Source organism: Asanoa iriomotensis (assembly GCF_016862515.1).
GTDB lineage: Bacteria > Actinomycetota > Actinomycetes > Mycobacteriales > Micromonosporaceae > Asanoa > Asanoa iriomotensis.
The window spans coordinates 43,808-62,564 of sequence record NZ_BONC01000009.1; the positions used below are offsets into that span (position 1 = coordinate 43,808).

Here is an 18,757-nt window from a genome sequence, read left to right on the forward strand (position 1 = left end):
GACGCACATGAGGTGGGCGACCCGCGCCGGCGTGCACATCGACCGGGCGGCATGCGCCTGGCTCATCGCCCGGCACGTGGACACCGAGGCCGAGTTCCTGTTCGTCGACGACCCGGCCGCGGTGCCGGCCGACGCGACACCGTTCGACATGCGGGGCGTCGCGCTCGGGCACCACGGCGGCAACTGCACCTTTGAGACGATCCTGCGCCGCTACGACCTGCACGACCCGGTGCTCTGGAAGCTCGCGGAGCTCGTGCACGAGGCGGATCTCGAGGACGAGCGGTACGACGCGCCGGAGGCGCCGGGGCTCGATGTCGTCCTGCGTGGGCTGTCCATGGTGCGCGGTGACGCCGACGTCCTGGCCCTGACCGGCCCGCTGTTCGACGGGCTCTACGAATACTTCCGCCGGGCGCTGCTCCTGGACCGCCCACCAGCGTGAGGGACAACCGATGACCGCCACCGAGCAGCGGGCGACCACCGAATCCATACCGTTCACCCGGGCCCTCCGGGTCTGGTTCCTGATCTCGTGGCAGACCTTCGGCGGCCCCGCCGGTCAGATCGCGGTCATGCAACACCACCTGGTCGACCGGCACCGCTGGATCGGCCAACGCCGTTTCCTGCACGCGCTCAACTACTGCATGCTGCTGCCCGGCCCCGAGGGCCAGCAGCTGGCGATCTACATCGGTTGGCTGCTCAACGGCCTGCGCGGCGGTCTGGCCGCCGGCACCCTGTTCGTCATACCGGGTGTCGTCTCGCTGCTCGCGCTGTCGATCGCCTACGTCGCCCTCGGCGACACCGCGGTGGTCATCGGCCTGTTCGCCGGGCTGGCCCCGGCAGTGATCGCGATCGTGGTGCAGGCCGTGTGGCGAGTGGGTCGCCGCGCGCTGACCAGCCCGGTGCTCGCCGCACTGGCCGTCGCGGCGTTCATCGCCCTGGCCGTCTTCGCGGTGCCGTTCCCCGTCGTGGTGCTGGTCGGCGCGCTCGCCGGCTGGCTCGTCCACCGCCGCCGGCCACACCAGGTCGCCGGACGACCGGCGCACACCACCGAAGCGTCCGGCCCCGAACCCCTCATCTCCGACGACGCCCTGCACCACGAGCACCCAAGCACCCGCCGTACCGCCGTGATCGCCTCCGTCGGTCTGCTCCTATGGTTCGTCCCGGTCGCGATCGTCGCCGGCCTGTTCGGCACGGGCAGCGTGTTCACCGAGCAGGCCGTGTTCTTCTCCGGAGCGGCCGTGGTCACCTTCGGCGGCGCCTACGCCGTGCTGTCCTATGTGGCCCAGCGCGCGGTCGAGCACTACGCCTGGCTCTCGGCCGGCGACATGGTCCGCGGTCTGGCACTGGCCGAGACGACCCCGGGCCCGCTGATCATGGTGGTGCAGTTCGTCGCGTTCCTCGGCGGCTACCACCATCCGGGCACCCTCGACCCGTGGGTCGCCGGCGTGCTGGCCAGCCTGCTGACCGTGTGGGTGACCTTCGTGCCCTGCTTCCTGTTCGTGCTCCTCGGCGCGCCCTACGTGGAGCGGCTGCGAGACCGCCACGGCCTCACCGCCGCACTGACCGGAATCACCGCGACGGTCGTCGGCGTGATCGCCAACCTCGGCCTCTACTTCACCGTCCACACGCTGTTCGGCACGGTTACCTCCGGACCCCTCGGCCTGCTGGTCCCCGACCCCACGACCCTGCGCGCCGTGCCGCTGGCCATCGCGATCCTCGCCGGCGTGCTGCTGATCCGGCTGCGCTGGTCGGTCCTGGTCGTACTCGGAATCTCCGCGGCAGCGGGCCTGGTCGCGGCGCTCGCGGGCCTCCCTGGCACCTGACCGAGCGCGCCGGAAATGGGCCGATCCTCCCGCTTACGATGTGAATGCGCCGTACGCTGGCCTCACGTCTGTGCGACAGAGGAGGTGGGGTGGACGGTCAGGGCCAGTGGCGCGCTTGGAGGGCCCGACTCCGATCCGCCCGCGGGCTGATCGCCGCCGCCCTCGTCGTCGGCGCAATCATGGGCTCGTCCACCGTGATCGGTCGGCAGAGCGAGTCAACCCACGATCCGTACACCGCCGAAGCCGCACGCGGCCAACGGCACCGCGGCGCCACCGAGCCTCGACCCTCGGCGACCGCCGCCAGGCCGAGCCCGACGCCGACTCGACTCAACACCCCCGATCGGCCCTCGCCCTCGACGGCTCCCGACGGCGGACCGGGACCGGCGCTCGGTCAAGTCCCCCAGGCACCCAAGATCCCTGACGCCTTCCCCGAGCGGATCATCGCCGGACCGGGCCAGCCGCCACTGGCGCCCGAGATAGGCGGGCCGTTCGAGAGCCGGATGACCACCGGGACCCAGCAAGTGGCACTCACCTTCGACGACGGACCCGATCCGACGTTCACACCCCAGGTGCTGGCGTTGCTGCGCCAGTACCACGTCAAAGCGACGTTCTGCGTCGTCGGCGAACTGGTCGCGCTCTATCCGGACCTGACCCGCGCGATCGCCGCCGACGGGCACACACTCTGCAACCACACCTGGTCCCACGACATCGGGTTCGCGAGCCAACCACCAGCCACCATGCGGGCCGAACTGGAACGCACCAGCGCCGAGATCCACAACGCCGCGCCCGGTGCCAAGATTTCGTACTTCCGCCAACCCGGTGGCGAATGGAGCGCCGGGGTGGTCGCGGTAGCCAAAGACCTCGGCATGTCGTCGCTCCACTGGGCGGTCGATCCGCAGGACTGGACCCAACCCGGCGCCGCGACCATCACGTCACGCGTGGAAGGAGAAACGGACCGCGGCTCGATCGTCCTGCTGCACGACGGCGGTGGCGACCGCGCCGGCACGGTCGAGGCGCTCAAGTCCATACTTCCCGACCTCACACAACGGTTCACCCTGGTCGCACTCCCACCCGGCGACGACCCACCGCGCCAAACCCCAGCCGCACGAACGATGTCTCCGCGCGAGCCGAGCCAGCGCTGACCAGCCCCGGACCTAGTCCTGCGTAACCGCTGGGGAACCGATTCTCTGAAATTCGGGGAGGGATGCGGTCGCTTCGCTTGTGGTGGCTCGCGGTCCGCGCAGTAAGGCGACGCCGGTCATGGCGAGGAACAGCAGCCACACGGCGAAGCCGGCGTAGCCGAGGTTGATCCACGGCGATCCGTTGGTGACGGCGACCGCCGGGCCGGCCGCGACCACCAGCAGCACCGCGCCGAGGGCCGTGACGGGCGAGAGCCACCGCGGGACCAGGTCCGCCAGGACGGCCGCGCGGCCCAGGCCGAGCAAGGCTAGACCCACGCCGGCCATGTTCAGGGTGAACATCGCGTTGTGGAACGTCCACAGGAGATCGATCAGCGCCGAATCGAGGCCGTCGCGGGCCGCGACCATCGTCACCTGGACGACGTTGATGATCCCGAACAACACGGCGACGACGATCGTCGACGCGGCGCCGAGGCGGGCCCACGAGGCCGCGGCCGGGTTTCGCCGCGCGCACCAGTCCCCGATGTTCGCGCTGAACCACAACAGCGCCAGCATCCCCACGAGATATGTGATCACCATGAGGTGGACCGACCAGGCATGCTCGTGCAGCAGTGTCGATATGTCCGATGTGGACGCTGCGGCGGTTGGCCCGAGAATGCCGCGCAGGACGTTCTGGAACAGGACCAAGCCGAAGAAGCACAGTGCGGCGCCACCCAGCATCGCGGTTTCGCGGCGGCCTTCGCGAACCGTCACCATCTGTAGCCTCCATTGACTAGAGATCACGTTCATTCGTTAGAAGTCGTCTATAGTCATGAGACGCTTAAGCTATTCGGTATGTCAAGGCCCATGGGTCGGCGTGCGCGCCAGGCGGAGGAGACCAGGCGGGACATCCTGGACGCGGCGTTACGGCTGTTCGCCGAACGGGGCTACGCAGCCACCGCGATCGCGGACATCGCGGCGGAGGCAGGGGTCGCGGTGCCGACGGTCTACGCGAGCGTCGGTGCCAAGCCCCTGCTCTTGAGGGGTCTCCTGGGGACCATCGACCTCGAAGCCGGCGTGCCCGAGTTGGCGCGGGCTCTGGGGGCGGCGACCGACCCGCGGGAGGTCCTCCGGCTCGCGGTCCGGATCACCCGGCAGGTCGCCGAGCGCGGTTCGACCATCATCAAGGTGCTCGCGTCAGCCGCCGGCTCCGAGCCCGACATGGCTCAGACCTACGCGGAAGGCTTGGCCAAACACCGCGCTGGCGCGACGGCTACGGTCGGCCGGGTTGCGGCACTCGGCGCACTGTCAACGGACCTGTCCGAGGCCGACGCGGTCGCCATTTTCACCACGATGACCGACACACCGGTGTACGACGCCCTGACCGGCAACGGCTGGTCGTACGACAAATGCGAGACCTGGCTGTTCGACACCCTCGCGGCGCAACTCCTGCGATAGACCCTCCGGGTCGATGGCTCGCGATTGGATGGCCATGGATATTGACGCGCTTTAGGTTGATGGGAATCCCTGTGGGATCTGTTCAGGGACACATTGGACGCGGCACAGCAACCGCCGAAGCTGGTCCACCGGTTGCCGTCCGACTACCGCGACCGAGCGACTGGGCGACCTCGCGGGCGGTCGCCCGGAACGATGTGGGACTGACACCGAGCATCGTCCGTACCTCGTTTACGGTGGTGTCGTGATTGACCGGTTCGCCTTGGGTAGCGTCGTGCATCGCCGTGAGGTGTTGCACGGTGATGTGTGGCTCTCGATGCCCGTGCGGGTCATCGCCGACGACGACGTGCTCGCCGTCTGGCTTGCCGAGGGCACGCCGCTCACGTTCCCGCCGCACCCGTTCGGCCCGCACCCGTGGTCGGACCACACACATTGGACCACCACCGGTGTGCTCCACCTGCACCGCGTCGGCGACGCCCACGCCGTCTGGGGATTCTTCCGTGGCGACCAACTGGACCACTGGTACGTCAACTTCCAAGCGCCCTACCATCGCACCGGCGACGGGTTCGACACCGTCGACCACGGCGTCGACATGGTCATCAGTGAGGACGAATGGCACTGGAAGGACCGGGACGACGTCGCCGAACAGGTCCGCATCGGCCGGCTCACAGCCGTCGAGGCACAAGCGGTCTGGGCCGAGACCGAACGTGTGGCCAACGCCCTCGACAACGGCGAACGCTGGTGGCTACCCAGATGGTCCGACTGGCAGCCAGCTGATTGACCTCAGGTTCCGCCGGGTCTGACGAGGCCGTCGTCAGGTCCGGCAGTGGCGGCGGAGCCGAAGCGTCGGCGGGTGGTGGCCGGCGGACGTGGTCGGCGATCAGCCGGCGGGTGATCGTCGGGTCGAGCAGCGCCTCGCCGGTGGCGCCGGACCACGGCTGGCACACTGACGCGTCGATGATCGGGGACACTGTCGCGGTGCGAATCGACCTCGACCGGATAGAAGCGGCGTTCGCCGGCACGCCGTTGGCCGGCTTGCCGATCGGGTACGGCCCGTCGGGAACCGTCCTCGTGGCCGGCGTCGAACCTGGACGCCTCCACGAGGCCTGGCAGGCCGCGGAGGCGCTGGTGCCGGTCCTCGGGCGCCGGCCCGTCATGGTCACCGACGACTTCGACGACACGATGCGGATCCGGCCCGAGCCCCAACAGGGTCCGTCGGAGTCGGAGGTGCGCCAATTCGCCGAGGCGGCCCGGGCTTCCGAACCCTGGCTGGCCTACCGCCACTACAGCCAGGACGATCAGGTCGGCGAGGGCGAGGCCGAGAACTACCTGCGCGGCATGGCGGCCCTGGTGTCGCATGTGGAGTTGCCGACGTCGCGCCAGTCGCTCGAACGGGCGCTGTACGACCGACTGCTCGCCGACGCCGACCTGCACGCCCGAGCGCTCGGCCGCGTGCGGTTCGTGACGCAGGCCGACTACTGGTTCACGCCGGACAGTGTCCTCCTCATGTTGGTACCCACCAGCGACGTCCGCGGCGCGGCGTACTGGGTGGACTTCTGGGGTGCGCTCACGCGCGACTATCGCGAGATGCTCGCCGAGGTGTTGGCGCAATGGCGTGATCGGTGGGACGCCCGCCTGGTCGCTTCGTGGGGCACCATGCTGCAGTTTCAGGTGGGTCGTCGCCCGGCGCCGGGTGACGACGCGTGGACCGCGGCCGGCCAGCTCAAGGCGCTCGCCCCGAACCTAGACCTGAGTCGATGGGAGGTCGCCGTCGCCATGACCGCCGGTGACGCCTGGTTCGTCCACAATCGACCCTGACAAGGGCCCCCTTTACCGCGGCGTGACGGGGACCTCGTGGTTGGCCTGGAAGAGCCGGTCGGGATCGACCGCCGCGCGGATGCGGCACAGCCGGCCCCAGACGTCCGGGTCGAAGCCACGACTCGAGTCGCCGCCGACCTCGTCGTAATTGAGGTACATCCGTCCGCGCGACCACGCGGACACGGCGTCGACCGTGCGCTCGCAGTCGGCGATCGTCTGCTTCGCCATGTCGCCGATCAGCACGCCGGCGGCCAGCAGGAGGAACTGGCCGTCGAACCGGGCGGCGGCGCCGGCGCCGGGCGCGACCCGACCGACCGCGCCGCCGAGCTGGCGGATGTCGATCACGTTGAGGGTGGTGCCGGCGTCGGGTCCCGCGACCTCCAGCAGCCGGTCGATGGCCTCTGGTGGCAGCCCGTCGAGCAACGCGGACCGCCCGCCGCCGGGGACGGGCTGCTCGGGATCCATGTGCACACGCGCGACGGCCGGTGCTGGGACGCGGGCGAAGGTGTCGATCTCGGGGTCGAGCGCACGCAGCGAAGCCAGGATCGCCTGCGCGTCGTCGCCGAGCACTGCGCCGTCGACGGCGACGAGTTGATGGCCGCGGAAGACCTCGGGCACGTCCGCGATCGGCGGGAACCGCAGCAGCCGGAAACAGGTGGTGGCTGCTTCGGGCGCGGTGACCGACCAGGGCGCCCAGGCGCTCAGCACCCGGTGGGCGGCCGAGATATCCCAGACCATCATCCCGGCGTACGCGGTCTCGATGGGAAACAGCGTGAACTCGACCGCGGTGACGACGCCGAAGTTGGCCGCGTTGCCGCCGCGCAGCGCCCAGAAGAGGTCGGGCTCGTGGTCGGCGTCGGCGCGGACGACGGTGCCGTCCGCGGTGACCAACTCCACGGCGGTGACGGTGTCGGCCGCGAGGCCGTGCGCGCGGGCGTACCAGCTGAGGCCGCCGCCGAGCAGGTAACCCACGACTCCGGTGTCGGGGCTCGATCCGTGCAACGCGGCCAGCCCGTGTTCGGCGGCCTTCTCGACGATCGGCAGCCAGACCTCGCCGGCCCGCACCCGGGCGGTGCGGCCGTGGATCTCGATGCCCTTGAGCGCGGACATCCGCATCAGCACGGTGCGCGACAGGTCGACACCTTCGAGCGGGTGCGCGTTGTGTCCGGTGCCGAGCGGCGCGACCCGCAGGCCGCCCTCCGCGGCGGCACGGACCACAGCGGCAACCTCGTCGACGGTACGCGGAAAGACCACGGCGGCGGGCCGCACGTCGACGGCGAGTGCCCAGGTGGTCCGCGCCCGGTCGTATCCCTCGTCGTCCGGCAGGTAGACGCCGCCGCTGGCCACTGTCTTTTCGATACTCACGTCTCGTACCCCCGTCCGCGCGTTCTTCTCATTGTGAGAGTAACCAGCGAGCGGCCTTCGTCACGCCGTCGTGACGGGGATCTCGTCGGACCCGACCGTCACAATGGCGTGGTCCCTCATGACACCCCTGCGCAACAAGGAGCGCTCACATGCGTTTCGGACTGGTCGGCTACGGGTTCGGCGGCCGCTACTTCCACGCGCCGCTGCTCGCGTCGGCACCGGACATCTCTTTCGCCGGCGTGGTGACGCGCTCACCGGACCGCCGGGCCGAGCTCAGGAAGGACCATCCCGACGCCACGGCCTACGACTCGCTGCGGGCGCTGGCCGCGGACGGCGTCCAGGCCGTCGCGATCTCGACCCCGGCCGACACCCACGCTCCCCTGGCACTCGAGGCGATCGGCCTCGGCATGGCGGTCGTGGTCGACAAGCCGTTCGCCCTCGACGCGGCCGAGGCCCGCACGGTGATCGAAGCGGCCGAGCAGGCGGGAGTGGCGCTGAGCGTCTACCAGAACCGGCGCTGGGACTCGGATCTGCTGACCGTGCGGCGCCTGATCGACACCGGCGCGTTGGGCGACGTCAGCCGCTTCGAGTCACGCTTCGAGCGCTTCGCACCGGACCCGGGCCCGCCCGCGGCCGGCGGCGGCACCCTGCGCGACTTCGGCGCACACCTGGTGGACCAGGCGTTGCTTCTTTTCGGCCCCGCGGAGCACGTGTACGCGCGGATGGCTGCCCGGCACACACTCGACGACGACTTCTTCGTCACCATCCGCCACACCGGTGGTGTCGAGTCACAGCTCTGGGGCAGCTGGGTCCAGGGCGCTCCCGGCCCACGATTCCGCGTCACCGGCACGACGGGCACCTACATCGTCGACGGCGTGGACGGCCAGGAGGACGCCCTCGTCGCCGGCCGCACACCCGCGACCGAACGCGACCTGTGGGGCACCGAACCGGAGAACCGCTGGGGCCGCGTCTACCGCGGCGGGCCGGGCGAGCCGGTGCCGACGGAACGGGGACGCTGGGACACGTACTACCCGGCCTTCGCCGCCGCTGTCCGTGGCGAGGCTCCGGTTCCCGTCGATCCCTGTGACGTCCTGCGCAACACCGAGGTTCTGGACGCCGCTCGGGCCAGCGCCACAACGGGCACCACGATCAGGCTGTGACCCGGCCACTCGGGCCGCGTCTGGAATACGCGGCCCGAGTGGCGTGGGACTCATTACCCGAAACAGCGGTACCAGCCGGTCCACGGTGGCTTGTACGTTTTGCAGTACGGCTCATTGTCCAATCCGTTCCCGTACACGATGAGCGGGTCCGGCTTCAACAGGTTCGCGCCACTGAGGAAGCCACCGCCCATCGACGACCAGCCGCTCCACGAAGCGTCGCCGGGGTAACGCTGGTAGATGTGCCACATGGCTTGGTCATACCCGATGATGAACGTTTCCTTGCGCCCGTCAGGATGCGTGTAGTCCTGGGATCGGTAAGCACCGCCACACAGCATTCCGCCCCGGTACGCACCGCGGTAGATGTTGCACATCCCGGCAGCGGTGAAATCCGGTCCTCCGCTTGTCGCGACTTCCGGCCCTGGAGACGGATCCGCTGCCGCGGCGGGCGCCGCGGATATCCCGGTGAGCGCGGCGGCCGTCAGCAGAACCGCTGCCAACACCGCAGCAATTCTGGTCCGATGGGTTCGCGGTCTCATTCGCAAGTGACGCTCCTGTCCGTGTGGGTGAGCGGTGACGAATGGTCGGATCGTTCTGCCCCGGCGCGGCGGGAATGTCGCGGCACAGCGCTCGTCAGCTGCAATTAGCCAATTGCCCGTCGCATCGAAGCTCGTCGGTTGACGATGAGCAAAGCATCGTCGACACATCGCCATCTGTCAACTACTCGACGCGATGCAGATGCCGCGAAACCTTCCTATCAGTTGACAGCATGGACCCAGTCGTTGGCCGGACGGCGAGCTGGCCTTCCGCTCAGGAAAAGAAGGCGTCGATCGGGGCGCGGGCCTCGTCGAACAGTGCCGGGCCTTCGCGTGGCACCCGCTTCGGGTCGGCGACGCCCGACAGCGCCTCGAACTGGTCGCCCGACAGGGCGAACACCACCCGGCCCAGGCCGGAGCGGTCGATCGCGTACGAGCACATCGGGCACGGCTCGCAGCTGGTGTACATCGTGGTGCCGGCGACCGTCGACGCGTCGAGCTCGCGGGCCGCCCATCGGGCGAGCTTGAGTTCCGGGTGCGCGGTGATGTCGCCGTCAGCCGGCACGGTGTTGTGGTCCTCCGCGAGGATCGCACCGTCCGGCCCCACCAGCAGCGAACCGAAGGGCCGCCCGCCGGCAGCCGGCGCGGCCGCCGCGAGCGCGATGGCGCGGCGCAGATACTGCTCGTCTCGTTGGTCCACGGCGTCAAACCTTACCGATCAGCCAGCGCCGCCAGAAGCTCCTCCGCACGTTGGGCGAACAGGTGGGCCTCGCGTTCGACGGACAGCGCACGCGCCCGCTCGGCCACGGCTCGGACGCTCGCGACCGGCTCGCCGCGGGCGTTCATCACCCGGGCCCGCAGCAGGAGCAGCAGGCCCTCGGCATAGCGCTCGCCGTGCGTGTCCAGCAGCGAGTCCGCCCGGTCGAGCGCGGCGGCGGCCTCGTCCAGCTTGTCGCCCGCGAGCCACATCTCGCCGAGCAGGCCGCACCAGGTGGCCAGGCCGGAGCGCGGCGGTTCGGCCAGGACCGCCGAGATGATTCCTTCCGCCTCCAGTGCGGCGCCGGTCGGGTCCTGGCCCGTCACCGCCCGGCCCCAGCACTGTGCCAGCCGCTGGTAGCCGCCGAAGTAGCCGAACGAGAAGTCGCGATCGACGGCGATCCCGCGGCGCGCGACGCGCAACGCCCACGCCGGATCACCGGCCAGCGCAGCGACGGTGACGGTGAACGCGGCCCACACCGTGATCACGTAGGGTTCGTCGCCGATGGCTGACTCGATGGTGTCGAGCAGCGCCCGCGCCGCCGTGACGTCACCGTGCAGCGCGGTCATCAACGCGAGCATGACCGGCCCGAGCATCCGCAGGTCGCGCCGGAGCTGGTCGTCCGCACCGTCGGCCAGGACGTCCCGCACCGTGGAGTCGGTGCGGCTCAGATACCGGTACGCCGCGCCGATGTTGCCGATCTCCCATTGGTGAATGCCCCACGCGTACCGGCCGTACGCCTGGATGATCGGGTCTTGAGACGCCTCGCCCGACGACAGCAACCGGGCCGCCAACCGGCCCGCACGGTCGAGTTCGATGCCCTGGGCGTGCGCCACCCAGCGGGAGAAGAGAAAGTCGGCGGCGTCCCGTTCCCGGCCGAGGTGACGGGCCAGCTCCTCGGCCCGCTCGAGCGGTTGCTGTGCCGCGCCGTAATAGCCTTCCCGCATCCCGTCCACGGCGGTCAGCAGCGCCAGGGCCGACAGTTCGAGCTCCGCCAGACCCGCCGTCCGGGCCAACCGCGACGCCCTCTTCACGTGCCGCGCCGCGGCGTCGCAGGCTCCTTTGGCGGCGGCGCAACGGCCGGCGCGGATCAGCATGGCCACGGTCCGCCCCGGCTCGGCCAGCGGGCCGGCCGACCACAGGTGATAGGCGAGGCGCTCGACCATCGTCTCGTCCTGCGCGACCGCGGGTTCGAGGACGTCGCCGATCCGCAGGTGCAGGCGGGCGGCGTGCGGCGGCGACACGGCACCGGCGACCGACTCGCGGACCAGATCGTGCGTGAAGCGGTACGAGTACGGGTTTCCGGGCGCCGGCTCGATGAGGGCGAGCCCCTCCAACCGCTCCAGAAGGCCGAGACACGTCGCCACATCGAGCCCGGCGCTGCCGGCCAGCAACGGGATCTCGAACTCGCGTCCGATCAGCGCGGCGATCCGCAACAGGCTCTGTGCCTCGTCGGCCAGAGCGGCCACCCGGCCGCGAACGACGTCCTGGACGGTGGCCGGCACCTCGGTGCACACTGCCTCGGCGGCGAGCTGCCGGGACAGCTCCCGGACGAAGAAGGGATTGCCGCCGGTACGGGCAACGATCTGCTGCGTAACCCGCGAGCTCGGGTGCTGGCCGGTCTCCCGGCGGACCAGCTCGGCGACCTCGGACACCCCGAGCGGCCCGAGCCGGACCCGGCGGTGCACCGGCAAGCGGCTGGCGGCGGAGAGCACGCGGCTGAGATCCGGCCCGGGCGTCGGTGCACTGGCACGGAACGCGGCGATCACGGCTGTGCCGCTCGGCTGCCGCGCGATCAGGTGGCTGAACAGATCGAGCGAGGCAGCGTCGGCCCACTGGAGATCGTCGACCAGCAGCACCACCGGCCTGCGCAGCGACACCTGGCCGACGATCGCGACAGCCTGCTCGAACAGGTGGAACCGGCCGCCACCCGGCGGCAGCGGCGCCGCGGCGGCGGAAAGTCCGAGCAGGGGCCCGAGCTCGTTGCCGCGAACCTGTTGCCGCGCCGCCGGCGGCAGCGCGTCGACGACCGCGCCGACTGCCTGCACCCACGGCCACATCGACGGCGCGACGTCCCCTTCCAGGCACCGTCCCCAGGCGACGAGCGCGCCGCGCCGCTCCGCCTCGGCGGCGATCTCCTCCAGCAGGCGGGTCTTGCCGACCCCCGGCTCACCCTCCACCAGGCCGAGCCCGGTGGCTCCGCCCAGCGCCGCCTCCACCGTCCGCCGCAGCTTCGCGAGATCCTCGGCCCGGCCGATCAGGTGGCCGGACACCGAGGCGGAGGCGGACGGACGAGGGTCCGGCGCCTTCTCCAGCACACGCCGGTACGCGGCGACGAGCGCCGGGCCGGGGTCGATGCCCAGCTCCTCGGCGAGCCGGCTGCGAACCGTCCGCAACAACGACAGCGCTTCGGCCGGTTGACCCGCGTCGGCCAGGGCGTTGGCGAGACTCGCGTGCACAGCCTCGTGCAGCGGCGCCATCCGGGCGGCGAGGCGCAGCGCATGGAGTACGCGCCCGGGCTGCCCGCACGCCACCGCGAGGTCGGCGGCCGCGACGCACACCTCGAGGAACTCCGCGTCCAGCGACGCGAAGATCGACATCCCCGTCGGTCCGTGGGCCAGCCCCTCACCGGCGGAGCCGCGCCAGAGCCCGAGCGCGCGGACGTACAGGTCGAGCGCCGCGTCGGGCCGCTTCTCGGCGGCGGCGACCTGAGCCGCGCCGACCAGCTCCTGGAACAGGGCGACGTCGAGCCGAGCGGGGTCAGCGGTGAAGAGGTAGCCGCTGCCGTGGCGGCGCAGGTGCGAGCCGGTCGCGCGCGCGGGCAGCGTGGGCTCGAGCAGGCGACGCAGCGCACCGACGTACTTCTGCAGGATGTTCGCCGCCGAGACCGGCACGTCGTCGGCCCAGACCAGGTCGACCAGCGCGCTCATGCTGGTCGGCTTGCCGGCGTTGGCGAGCAGCACCGCCAGCAGATAGGCCTGCTGCCGGGGTCCCACGTCCAGTTCGACGCCGTCCCGCCAGACCCGCAACGGACCGAGAATCTGCAGACGCAGACTTCCGCCCGTCGACGCCATTCCCCGATCGCCCCCCACCTCGTACGCCATCTGTGCCCAGACGGTAGGCAAAGCCGGGCGGCGTCAAACTACGTCGGATGACGTAACCTTCCGGGCCAGTTCGGCGCGCGAGCTGACGTCGACCTTCGGGTAGATGCGGTACAGGTGGGTGCTGACCGTCCGCGGGGAGAGGAACAGCCGCTCGCCGATCTCCCGGTTGCTCAGACCCTCCGCGGCCAGCCGGGCGATCTGCTGCTCCTGCGGCGTGAGCGTGGCCAGCGCGTCCATCGGCTTGCGCCGGGTCTCGCCGGTCGCGCGCAGCTCGGCGCGGGCCCGGTCGGCCCACGGCGTGGCTCCGAGCGCGTCGAAGGTGGCCGCGGCGGCCCGCAGCAGCGGCCGGCATTCGGTGATCCGGTGCGCGCGCCGCAGGGACGCGCCGTAGGTGAGCTGCAACCGGGCCCGGTCGAACGGCCAGTCAGCCAGGTCGTCGGCCAACGCGGCGGCGTAGTCGCCGGTGAGGACAGCGCGGCCGTACGCGAGCCCGACGGTCAGCGCGGGTGACCGACTCTGCGCGGCGAGCGGCACCAGGCGGGACACCACCGGACTCAGTTCGTCGAGCAGGCCGCCGCGCACCGCCGCTTCGGCCAGGTCACCGAGCATCAGGAGCTCGTAGTTCGGGAAGTGCGCACTGTCCGCCGGGTCGTAGACCCGCATCAGCTGGCGGAAGGCGTCGTCCGCCCGACCGTCGGCGAGCGCGGCGACGCCCCGCACCCGTTGCACGAGCGCCAGCATCGGAAACCGCCGGGCGGCCACGAGCACCCGTTCGGCGTCGTCGGCGCGCCGGCGGGCGGCATCGACGTCACCGCGGCGCGCTTCGGCCAGCGCCGCGACCAGGCTGCCGCCCAACATCCACGTCGGCTGCCCGGTCTCCGCGGCCAGTGCGATGCACTCGGCAGCCAGCGGCAACGCGCCGCGCGTGTCACCCAGTGCCGCCGCAGCGGAGGCGGCAGTGCTGAGCGCCTTGGTCAGCGAGCCGATCTGGCCTTGCCTGCGCAGGTCGGCCGCGGAGGACAGGGCGAAGTCCCGAGCAAGGTCGAATGCGCCGATCGCGAACGCCGCGACACCCAGTTCCATTCGTCTGCCGGCGGGCAGATCCATCCGGTGCACCAGTCGTCGCAGGCGCTCCAGGCCGGTCGCGCCGTGCTCGACCGGCGCGATCTGCAACAGGTTCACGGTCAGCCGTGGATCGTCGTCGTCGAGACCCAACGCGAACAGGACCCCGACGAACCGGTCGCGGACCACTGCCGGAGCGCTGGAGTAGTAGACGCGTAGGGCCAGCTCGGTTATCGCCTTGACGGCGAGGTCGGGCTGGCCGTCGCGACGTATCGTGTCGATGAGGTCGGCGTAGGCGAGCAGTCGTTCCGATCCGGACCAGGAATCACCCAATGACGCCTCGCGGATCCAGGTCAGCCGGGCCTGGTCGGCGGGCCGCAACGCGCTCTCGTCGATCTCGGCCATCAGCCGGCGCACGGTGACCGCGTCGCCTTGGCTCGCAGCCAGATCGCAGGCCCAGACCTGCCGGCGGCCACGCTCGGCCGGATCCTCGCTGAGTTGCACCGCCCGGCTGACCGCGGCCAGCGCGACCGCGATCGCCTGCCGCTCGGAGGCCCCGACGGCCGCCTCGGTCAGTTCCCGGGCCAACGCTTCGTTGCGGCCCGACTCGGCGGATGCCCGGTGCCACAGCCGGCGCTCCGGTTGGTGGGACAGCACTTCGGCGAGCGCCGAGTGGATGCGGCGCCGGTCGCCGGCGCCGGCCTGCTGGCGCAGCGCCGAGCGCAGCAGGGGGTGCCGGAACCGCACCTCGTAGCGTTCGTCGACGGTCACGAGCCGGGCCGCCACGGCGGGCTGGATCGCGTCGGGCGACACGTCGGCGCCGGTGGCGAGCGCGGCGGCGGCCAGGATCTCGTCCAGGTCGCCGCCGTCGTCCAGCGCCGCGATCAGCAGCAGGTCCCGGGTCAGCGGCGGCAGCTCGGCGACCAGACCGGCGAAGGTCTGCTCGACCCGCGTACTCAACGGCAGCGCCGAGGGCAACAGGGCGGACCCGCCTTCCCGCCCGGCGGCGGCACCCAGCTCGACGATGCCCAGCGGGTTTCCGGCCGCTTCGTCCAGCACCCGCGCCCCGAGTGCCAAGGGCAGCCCCGGCGCGGTGCGGTCCAGCAGCGCCCTGGAATCGGCCGCACCGAGCGGTTCCAGCCGCAGCTCGGGCAGCCCGGCGGCGGCCAACCGCCGATCGATGTCCTCGCCGTCACGCACGGCCATGATCAGCGCGATCCGGTCCACCTCGATCCGCCGACACAGGAACGTCAGCGTCTCCCAACTCGAGACGTCCAGCCAGTGCGCGTCCTCGATCGCCATCAGCACGGGCGCGTCGTTCTCGCCCAACAGTTCAAGAACCTCGAGGGCCAGCCGGTACGGCGACCCGGTGTCGGACGCGCCGGGACGCAGGGGTCGGAGCAGATGGTCGAGGCCGGCGTACGGAATCTGCACCTCGGCCTGCACCCCGGTCACGCTCAGCACCCGCATGCCGCGCTTCCGCCCGGCCCGGACGGCGTGCTCCATGAGCACCGACTTGCCGATGCCGGCCTCACCACGCAGCACGAGGGCCGCCCCGTGCCCGTCGCACGCCCGGTCGAGCAGCGCCTCGAGCACGCCGATCTGACCGTCCCGCCCGACGATCTCCACCATGCCCTACATCCTGCCCTGCCGCGTCGGCCTCACCAGGGCACGGAACCCTCCTCGTCGAAGAATCCGGCGGTCGGTCCGTCCGAGCCGAGCGAAGCCAGCCGCACCACGACCGCGGCGCCCTGCGCGACCGTGCGGAACCCGGTGTGGTTGTTGCTGTCCGTGTCGACGAAGCCGGGGGCGACGGCGTTGACGAGCACGCCATCCTTTCGCAGCTCGTTGGCGTACTGCACCGTCAGCGCGGTGAGCGCGCTCTTGGACGGCGAGTACGCGGCCGACGGCAGCAGCGCGGCGAACGGCCCGTCCGGGTCGCTGGTGAGAGCCAGCGAAGCGGCGTGACTGCTGACGTTGACGATGCGTGGCGCGGCGGAGCGCCGCAGCAGCGGCAGCATCGCGTTGGTCACCGCGATCACCCCGAAGACGTTGGTCTCGAACACGGCTCGAACCATGTCCAGGTCGACGGAGCTCGGGACCTGGTCGTGGGCGTCTTCGGGTGAGACCTGCCCGGAGCCGGTGATGCCAGCGTTGTTGACCAGTATGTCGAGGCGGCCGAAGCGCTCGTCGATCCGATTCGCGGCCGCTCGGACGGTGGCCTGGTCGGTGACGTCCAGAACGACAGCGTACGCGCCGAAACCGGCCGCGCGCAGCTCCGCCGCGGCCTCCTCACCGCGTCCGGGGTCTCTGGCGCCGATCAGGACCGTCATGCCCAGTGCCGCGAGTTGCTCGGCCACCCCTCGACCGATCCCTTTGTTCGCCCCGGTGACCAGCGCGACCTTTCGGTGTGTCGGCTCTTCGCTCATGACCCGCTCCTTGTGGTCGGGCGGTTCTCCCGCAGAACCCGCCTTCGCACCCCGAGACGAGACAGCCCGACCGTCTATGACACGCGGACGGTAGAGCCCCGTTGCGACGGCGCTCTACGCTGCGGCTCGTGTCGATTCGACTTCTCCGGCTGGGGAATCAGCTCGGTGCGGCGTACCTCGCCGTGCTGACCGTCGTGTCGGCTCTCGGCGGCGCCCTGGTGGCGACCGCGTGGATCCGGGCCGACCTGGTGGCTGTGCTGGGCACCTTCCTGTGGTTTGTGGCCTTGGCGGCGGCGGTGCTCGTGACCAGACCCGCACCGCCTCCCCGCATGGGCCTGCTCGTCGTGGCCTGGCTCGTGTCCGCGCTGCTCATGTTCGCCAGTGCGTGGGGCTTCTACACCGCCGTCCTCGAAGCGCGGGGCGAGCGGGTCGAGGCCACCGTGACGCAGGTGCGCGACGGCAGCGAAAAGGGGCGCCACCTCTACTACGCGCTTGCCGATCCGGCTGGGGCGCGCATTCCCGGCGAGCTCGGCGCGTGGCCCGGGGCGGAGATCGGTGCGAGCAACAACCCGGAAGGCGAGGTCGGTGCGCGGGTCACGGTGATCCGGGACCCGGCGGGCCTCGTCGATCCACGCCTGCCGGGCGACGTCGACGGTCCGGCCGCCGTCCTCCTCTGGCTCGTGGTCTTCGTCCTGACCGCCGTGGCCTGCATGCTCGCCGGACGACCGCCGACGGCAACGCCCGTGGTGCGCCATCCTCGCCCGACCTCAGAGACCGGCCGCAGCCGTCAAGCCCGGCGGCGACGCAAACGACGCCTCCGCCGGTCCTGATCTGTGTCCGACGACCGACATCGACATCAACCGCGTGGTGATCGCGAATATGGTGGTGACGCTCGCGGGCGCCTGACGTCCGACGTCCCGGCCTCACTCAGGAGCGACGCATGCGTGAGATCGTCAGCACTCCCGACGCACCAAGCTCGCCGCTGTACAGCCAGGCCGTGAAAGCCGGCAACCTGGTCTACGTCTCGGGTCTGGTCGGCATCGACGTGACCACCGGTGCGTTGGCCGGGCCGACGATCCAGGAACAGACGCGGCAGGCGCTCGCCAACTGCCGCACCGTCTTGCAGGCGGCCGGCGCGACCTGGGACGACGTCGTCGAGGTGGGTGCGCTGCTGACCTACCCGGCCGACTTCGCGGGCATGAACGAGGAGTACGCGACGTGGTTTCCCGGCACGCCGCCGACGCGCTACGTGGCCAAGCTCGGCGTCGAACTGCCGGGCGTGCTCGTGTCGATCCGGATGACCGCGTTCATCGGCTGAGGCATGAACGGCATCGGGTGGTACGGCGCGTTGGTCGCGCTGGAGTTCGGGCTCGCTGTCGTGACCGTCGTCGCTCTCTTGTGGATTAAGGCGCCTTACGGGCGCTATCAGCGTCGTGGTTGGGGTCCGACGGTTTCCGGTCGGGTCGGGTGGGTCGTGATGGAGTCGCCCGCCGTCGTGGTGTTCACCGCCGTGTTCCTCTCCGGGGCACACCGGGCGCAGCTCGTCCCGTTGGTGCTGCTGGGTCTGTGGCTGTGCCACTACGTGTACCGGGCCTTCGTCTACCCGGTGTTGATGAGGCCGGGCAGTCGCATGCCGCTGCTGATCGTGGCGCTCGCGATGGCGTTCAACGTGCTCAACGCGACCGTCAACGCCTGGTGGGTGGCCGAGGTCGGCGGTTACGCCGACAGTTGGCTGCGCGATCCGCGCTTTCTCGCCGGGGCGGCGCTCTTCCTCGCCGGGCTGGTCGTGCACGCGCGCTCGGACCGCACCTTGCGCCTGCTGCGCTCGCCTGGTGAGACCGGCTACCGCATTCCGTACGGAGGCGGCTTCCGCTGGGTCAGCAGCCCGAACTACGCCGGTGAGATCGTGCAGTGGTTCGGGTGGGCGTTGGCGACCTGGTCGCCGGCGGGGCTGGCGTTCGCGGTCTACACCACCGCGAACCTCGCACCGCGGGCGATCGACCACCACGCCTGGTACCGCGAGCGCTTCCCCGACTACCCGCCCGACCGGCGGGCGCTCGTACCACATCTGCTGTAGCGGTCAGCCGACGGCGAAATGCCTGGTAGTACGGTGTAAGCCAGGAACCGCTTCAGACC

17 protein-coding genes are annotated in these 18,757 nt (G+C 70.9%); 10 read left to right on the plus strand and 7 right to left on the minus strand.

The genetic code is table 11. The annotated features are described in order from the left end of the window. Positions 1 to 7: 7 nt before the first annotated feature. The 3 genes from Air01nite_RS08985 to Air01nite_RS41020 all read left to right on the plus strand — a co-directional run bounded on the left by Air01nite_RS08985 (position 8) and on the right by Air01nite_RS41020 (position 2,962). Entirely contained in the window at positions 8 to 439 is a 432-nt protein-coding gene (locus tag Air01nite_RS08985; protein ID WP_203701509.1) for a chromate resistance protein ChrB domain-containing protein, read from the plus strand. A 10-nt stretch (positions 440 to 449) separates the two neighbouring features. Continuing rightward, complete coding sequence (chrA, locus tag Air01nite_RS08990; protein WP_203701510.1) at positions 450 to 1,820, plus strand: chromate efflux transporter; 1,371 nt, start codon at positions 450 to 452, stop codon at positions 1,818 to 1,820. A gap of 500 nt (positions 1,821 to 2,320) precedes the next feature. Further along, complete coding sequence (locus Air01nite_RS41020) at positions 2,321 to 2,962, plus strand: polysaccharide deacetylase family protein (RefSeq protein WP_239090595.1); 642 nt, start codon at positions 2,321 to 2,323, stop codon at positions 2,960 to 2,962. A 12-nt stretch (positions 2,963 to 2,974) separates the two neighbouring features. Here the strand turns inward: Air01nite_RS41020 and Air01nite_RS09000 are convergent, their stop codons facing one another. Beyond that, the gene (locus Air01nite_RS09000; protein ID WP_203701512.1) at positions 2,975 to 3,748 is read right to left on the minus strand and encodes a DUF4386 family protein; all 774 of its coding nucleotides are present in this window, start codon (positions 3,746 to 3,748) and stop codon (positions 2,975 to 2,977) included. Positions 3,749 to 3,793: 45 nt separating this feature from the next. Here Air01nite_RS09000 and Air01nite_RS41525 point away from each other — a divergent pair, with 45 nt between their 5' ends. The 3 genes from Air01nite_RS41525 to Air01nite_RS09015 all read left to right on the plus strand — a co-directional run bounded on the left by Air01nite_RS41525 (position 3,794) and on the right by Air01nite_RS09015 (position 6,211). Continuing rightward, positions 3,794 to 4,396, plus strand: coding sequence for a TetR/AcrR family transcriptional regulator (locus Air01nite_RS41525; RefSeq protein ID WP_203701513.1), 603 nt, complete (start codon positions 3,794 to 3,796; stop codon positions 4,394 to 4,396). Positions 4,397 to 4,637: 241 nt separating this feature from the next. Beyond that, entirely contained in the window at positions 4,638 to 5,174 is a 537-nt protein-coding gene (locus Air01nite_RS09010) for a ribonuclease FAU-1 family protein (RefSeq protein ID WP_203701514.1), read from the plus strand. 197 nt (positions 5,175 to 5,371) lie between these two features. After that, entirely contained in the window at positions 5,372 to 6,211 is an 840-nt protein-coding gene (locus tag Air01nite_RS09015) for a DUF4253 domain-containing protein (protein ID WP_203701515.1), read from the plus strand. Between the two features lie 12 nt (positions 6,212 to 6,223). Here Air01nite_RS09015 and Air01nite_RS09020 read toward each other — a convergent pair whose 3' ends face one another. Continuing rightward, the gene (locus tag Air01nite_RS09020; protein WP_203701516.1) at positions 6,224 to 7,576 is read right to left on the minus strand and encodes an FAD-binding oxidoreductase; all 1,353 of its coding nucleotides are present in this window, start codon (positions 7,574 to 7,576) and stop codon (positions 6,224 to 6,226) included. Between the two features lie 149 nt (positions 7,577 to 7,725). Between Air01nite_RS09020 and Air01nite_RS09025 the strand changes: the two genes are divergently transcribed. Continuing rightward, a complete protein-coding gene (locus Air01nite_RS09025; protein ID WP_203701517.1) occupies positions 7,726 to 8,736 on the plus strand; it encodes a Gfo/Idh/MocA family protein in 1,011 nt (336 codons plus the stop codon). 53 nt (positions 8,737 to 8,789) lie between these two features. Here Air01nite_RS09025 and Air01nite_RS09030 read toward each other — a convergent pair whose 3' ends face one another. The 5 genes from Air01nite_RS09030 to Air01nite_RS09050 all read right to left on the minus strand — a co-directional run bounded on the left by Air01nite_RS09030 (position 8,790) and on the right by Air01nite_RS09050 (position 16,621). After that, positions 8,790 to 9,236: a DUF8189 domain-containing protein gene (locus Air01nite_RS09030; protein WP_203701518.1), complete on the minus strand. Its 447-nt coding sequence runs from the start codon at positions 9,234 to 9,236 to the stop codon at positions 8,790 to 8,792. 307 nt (positions 9,237 to 9,543) lie between these two features. Beyond that, a complete protein-coding gene (locus tag Air01nite_RS09035; protein WP_203701519.1) occupies positions 9,544 to 9,969 on the minus strand; it encodes a nucleoside deaminase in 426 nt (141 codons plus the stop codon). An 11-nt stretch (positions 9,970 to 9,980) separates the two neighbouring features. Further along, on the minus strand, positions 9,981 to 13,055 hold the full coding sequence (locus Air01nite_RS09040; protein WP_239090596.1) for an ATP-binding protein: 3,075 nt from the start codon (positions 13,053 to 13,055) through the stop codon (positions 9,981 to 9,983). A gap of 108 nt (positions 13,056 to 13,163) precedes the next feature. Further along, entirely contained in the window at positions 13,164 to 15,824 is a 2,661-nt protein-coding gene (locus Air01nite_RS09045) for a helix-turn-helix transcriptional regulator (protein WP_203701520.1), read from the minus strand. Between the two features lie 29 nt (positions 15,825 to 15,853). Then, a complete protein-coding gene (locus Air01nite_RS09050; RefSeq protein ID WP_203701521.1) occupies positions 15,854 to 16,621 on the minus strand; it encodes an SDR family NAD(P)-dependent oxidoreductase in 768 nt (255 codons plus the stop codon). Positions 16,622 to 16,749: 128 nt separating this feature from the next. Here Air01nite_RS09050 and Air01nite_RS09055 point away from each other — a divergent pair, with 128 nt between their 5' ends. From Air01nite_RS09055 to Air01nite_RS09065, 3 genes are all read left to right on the plus strand, one after another. Continuing rightward, the gene (locus tag Air01nite_RS09055) at positions 16,750 to 17,451 is read left to right on the plus strand and encodes a hypothetical protein (RefSeq protein WP_203701522.1); all 702 of its coding nucleotides are present in this window, start codon (positions 16,750 to 16,752) and stop codon (positions 17,449 to 17,451) included. A gap of 110 nt (positions 17,452 to 17,561) precedes the next feature. Further along, positions 17,562 to 17,939 carry a RidA family protein gene (locus Air01nite_RS09060; RefSeq protein ID WP_203701523.1) on the plus strand — a complete coding sequence of 126 codons (378 nt, stop codon included), beginning with the start codon at positions 17,562 to 17,564 and terminating at the stop codon, positions 17,937 to 17,939. A 3-nt stretch (positions 17,940 to 17,942) separates the two neighbouring features. Further along, positions 17,943 to 18,698, plus strand: coding sequence for a methyltransferase (locus tag Air01nite_RS09065; RefSeq protein ID WP_203701524.1), 756 nt, complete (start codon positions 17,943 to 17,945; stop codon positions 18,696 to 18,698). Positions 18,699 to 18,757 lie beyond the last annotated feature (59 nt).

What these genes read in the sequence shown, in the direction of transcription:
- Air01nite_RS08985 (WP_203701509.1), top strand. Translation starts at nt 8, where the DNA reads ATGAGGTGGGCGACCCGCGCCGGCGTGCACATCGACCGGGCGGCATGC.
- chrA (WP_203701510.1), top strand. Translation starts at nt 450, where the DNA reads ATGACCGCCACCGAGCAGCGGGCGACCACCGAATCCATACCGTTCACC.
- Air01nite_RS09045 (WP_203701520.1), bottom strand. Translation starts at nt 15,824, where the DNA reads ATGGTGGAGATCGTCGGGCGGGACGGTCAGATCGGCGTGCTCGAGGCG.
- Air01nite_RS09060 (WP_203701523.1), top strand. Translation starts at nt 17,562, where the DNA reads ATGCGTGAGATCGTCAGCACTCCCGACGCACCAAGCTCGCCGCTGTAC.
- Air01nite_RS41020 (WP_239090595.1), top strand. Translation starts at nt 2,321, where the DNA reads ATGACCACCGGGACCCAGCAAGTGGCACTCACCTTCGACGACGGACCC.
- Air01nite_RS09050 (WP_203701521.1), bottom strand. Translation starts at nt 16,621, where the DNA reads ATGAGCGAAGAGCCGACACACCGAAAGGTCGCGCTGGTCACCGGGGCG.
- Air01nite_RS09025 (WP_203701517.1), top strand. Translation starts at nt 7,726, where the DNA reads ATGCGTTTCGGACTGGTCGGCTACGGGTTCGGCGGCCGCTACTTCCAC.
- Air01nite_RS09065 (WP_203701524.1), top strand. Translation starts at nt 17,943, where the DNA reads ATGAACGGCATCGGGTGGTACGGCGCGTTGGTCGCGCTGGAGTTCGGG.
- Air01nite_RS41525 (WP_203701513.1), top strand. Translation starts at nt 3,794, where the DNA reads ATGTCAAGGCCCATGGGTCGGCGTGCGCGCCAGGCGGAGGAGACCAGG.
- Air01nite_RS09000 (WP_203701512.1), bottom strand. Translation starts at nt 3,748, where the DNA reads ATGAACGTGATCTCTAGTCAATGGAGGCTACAGATGGTGACGGTTCGC.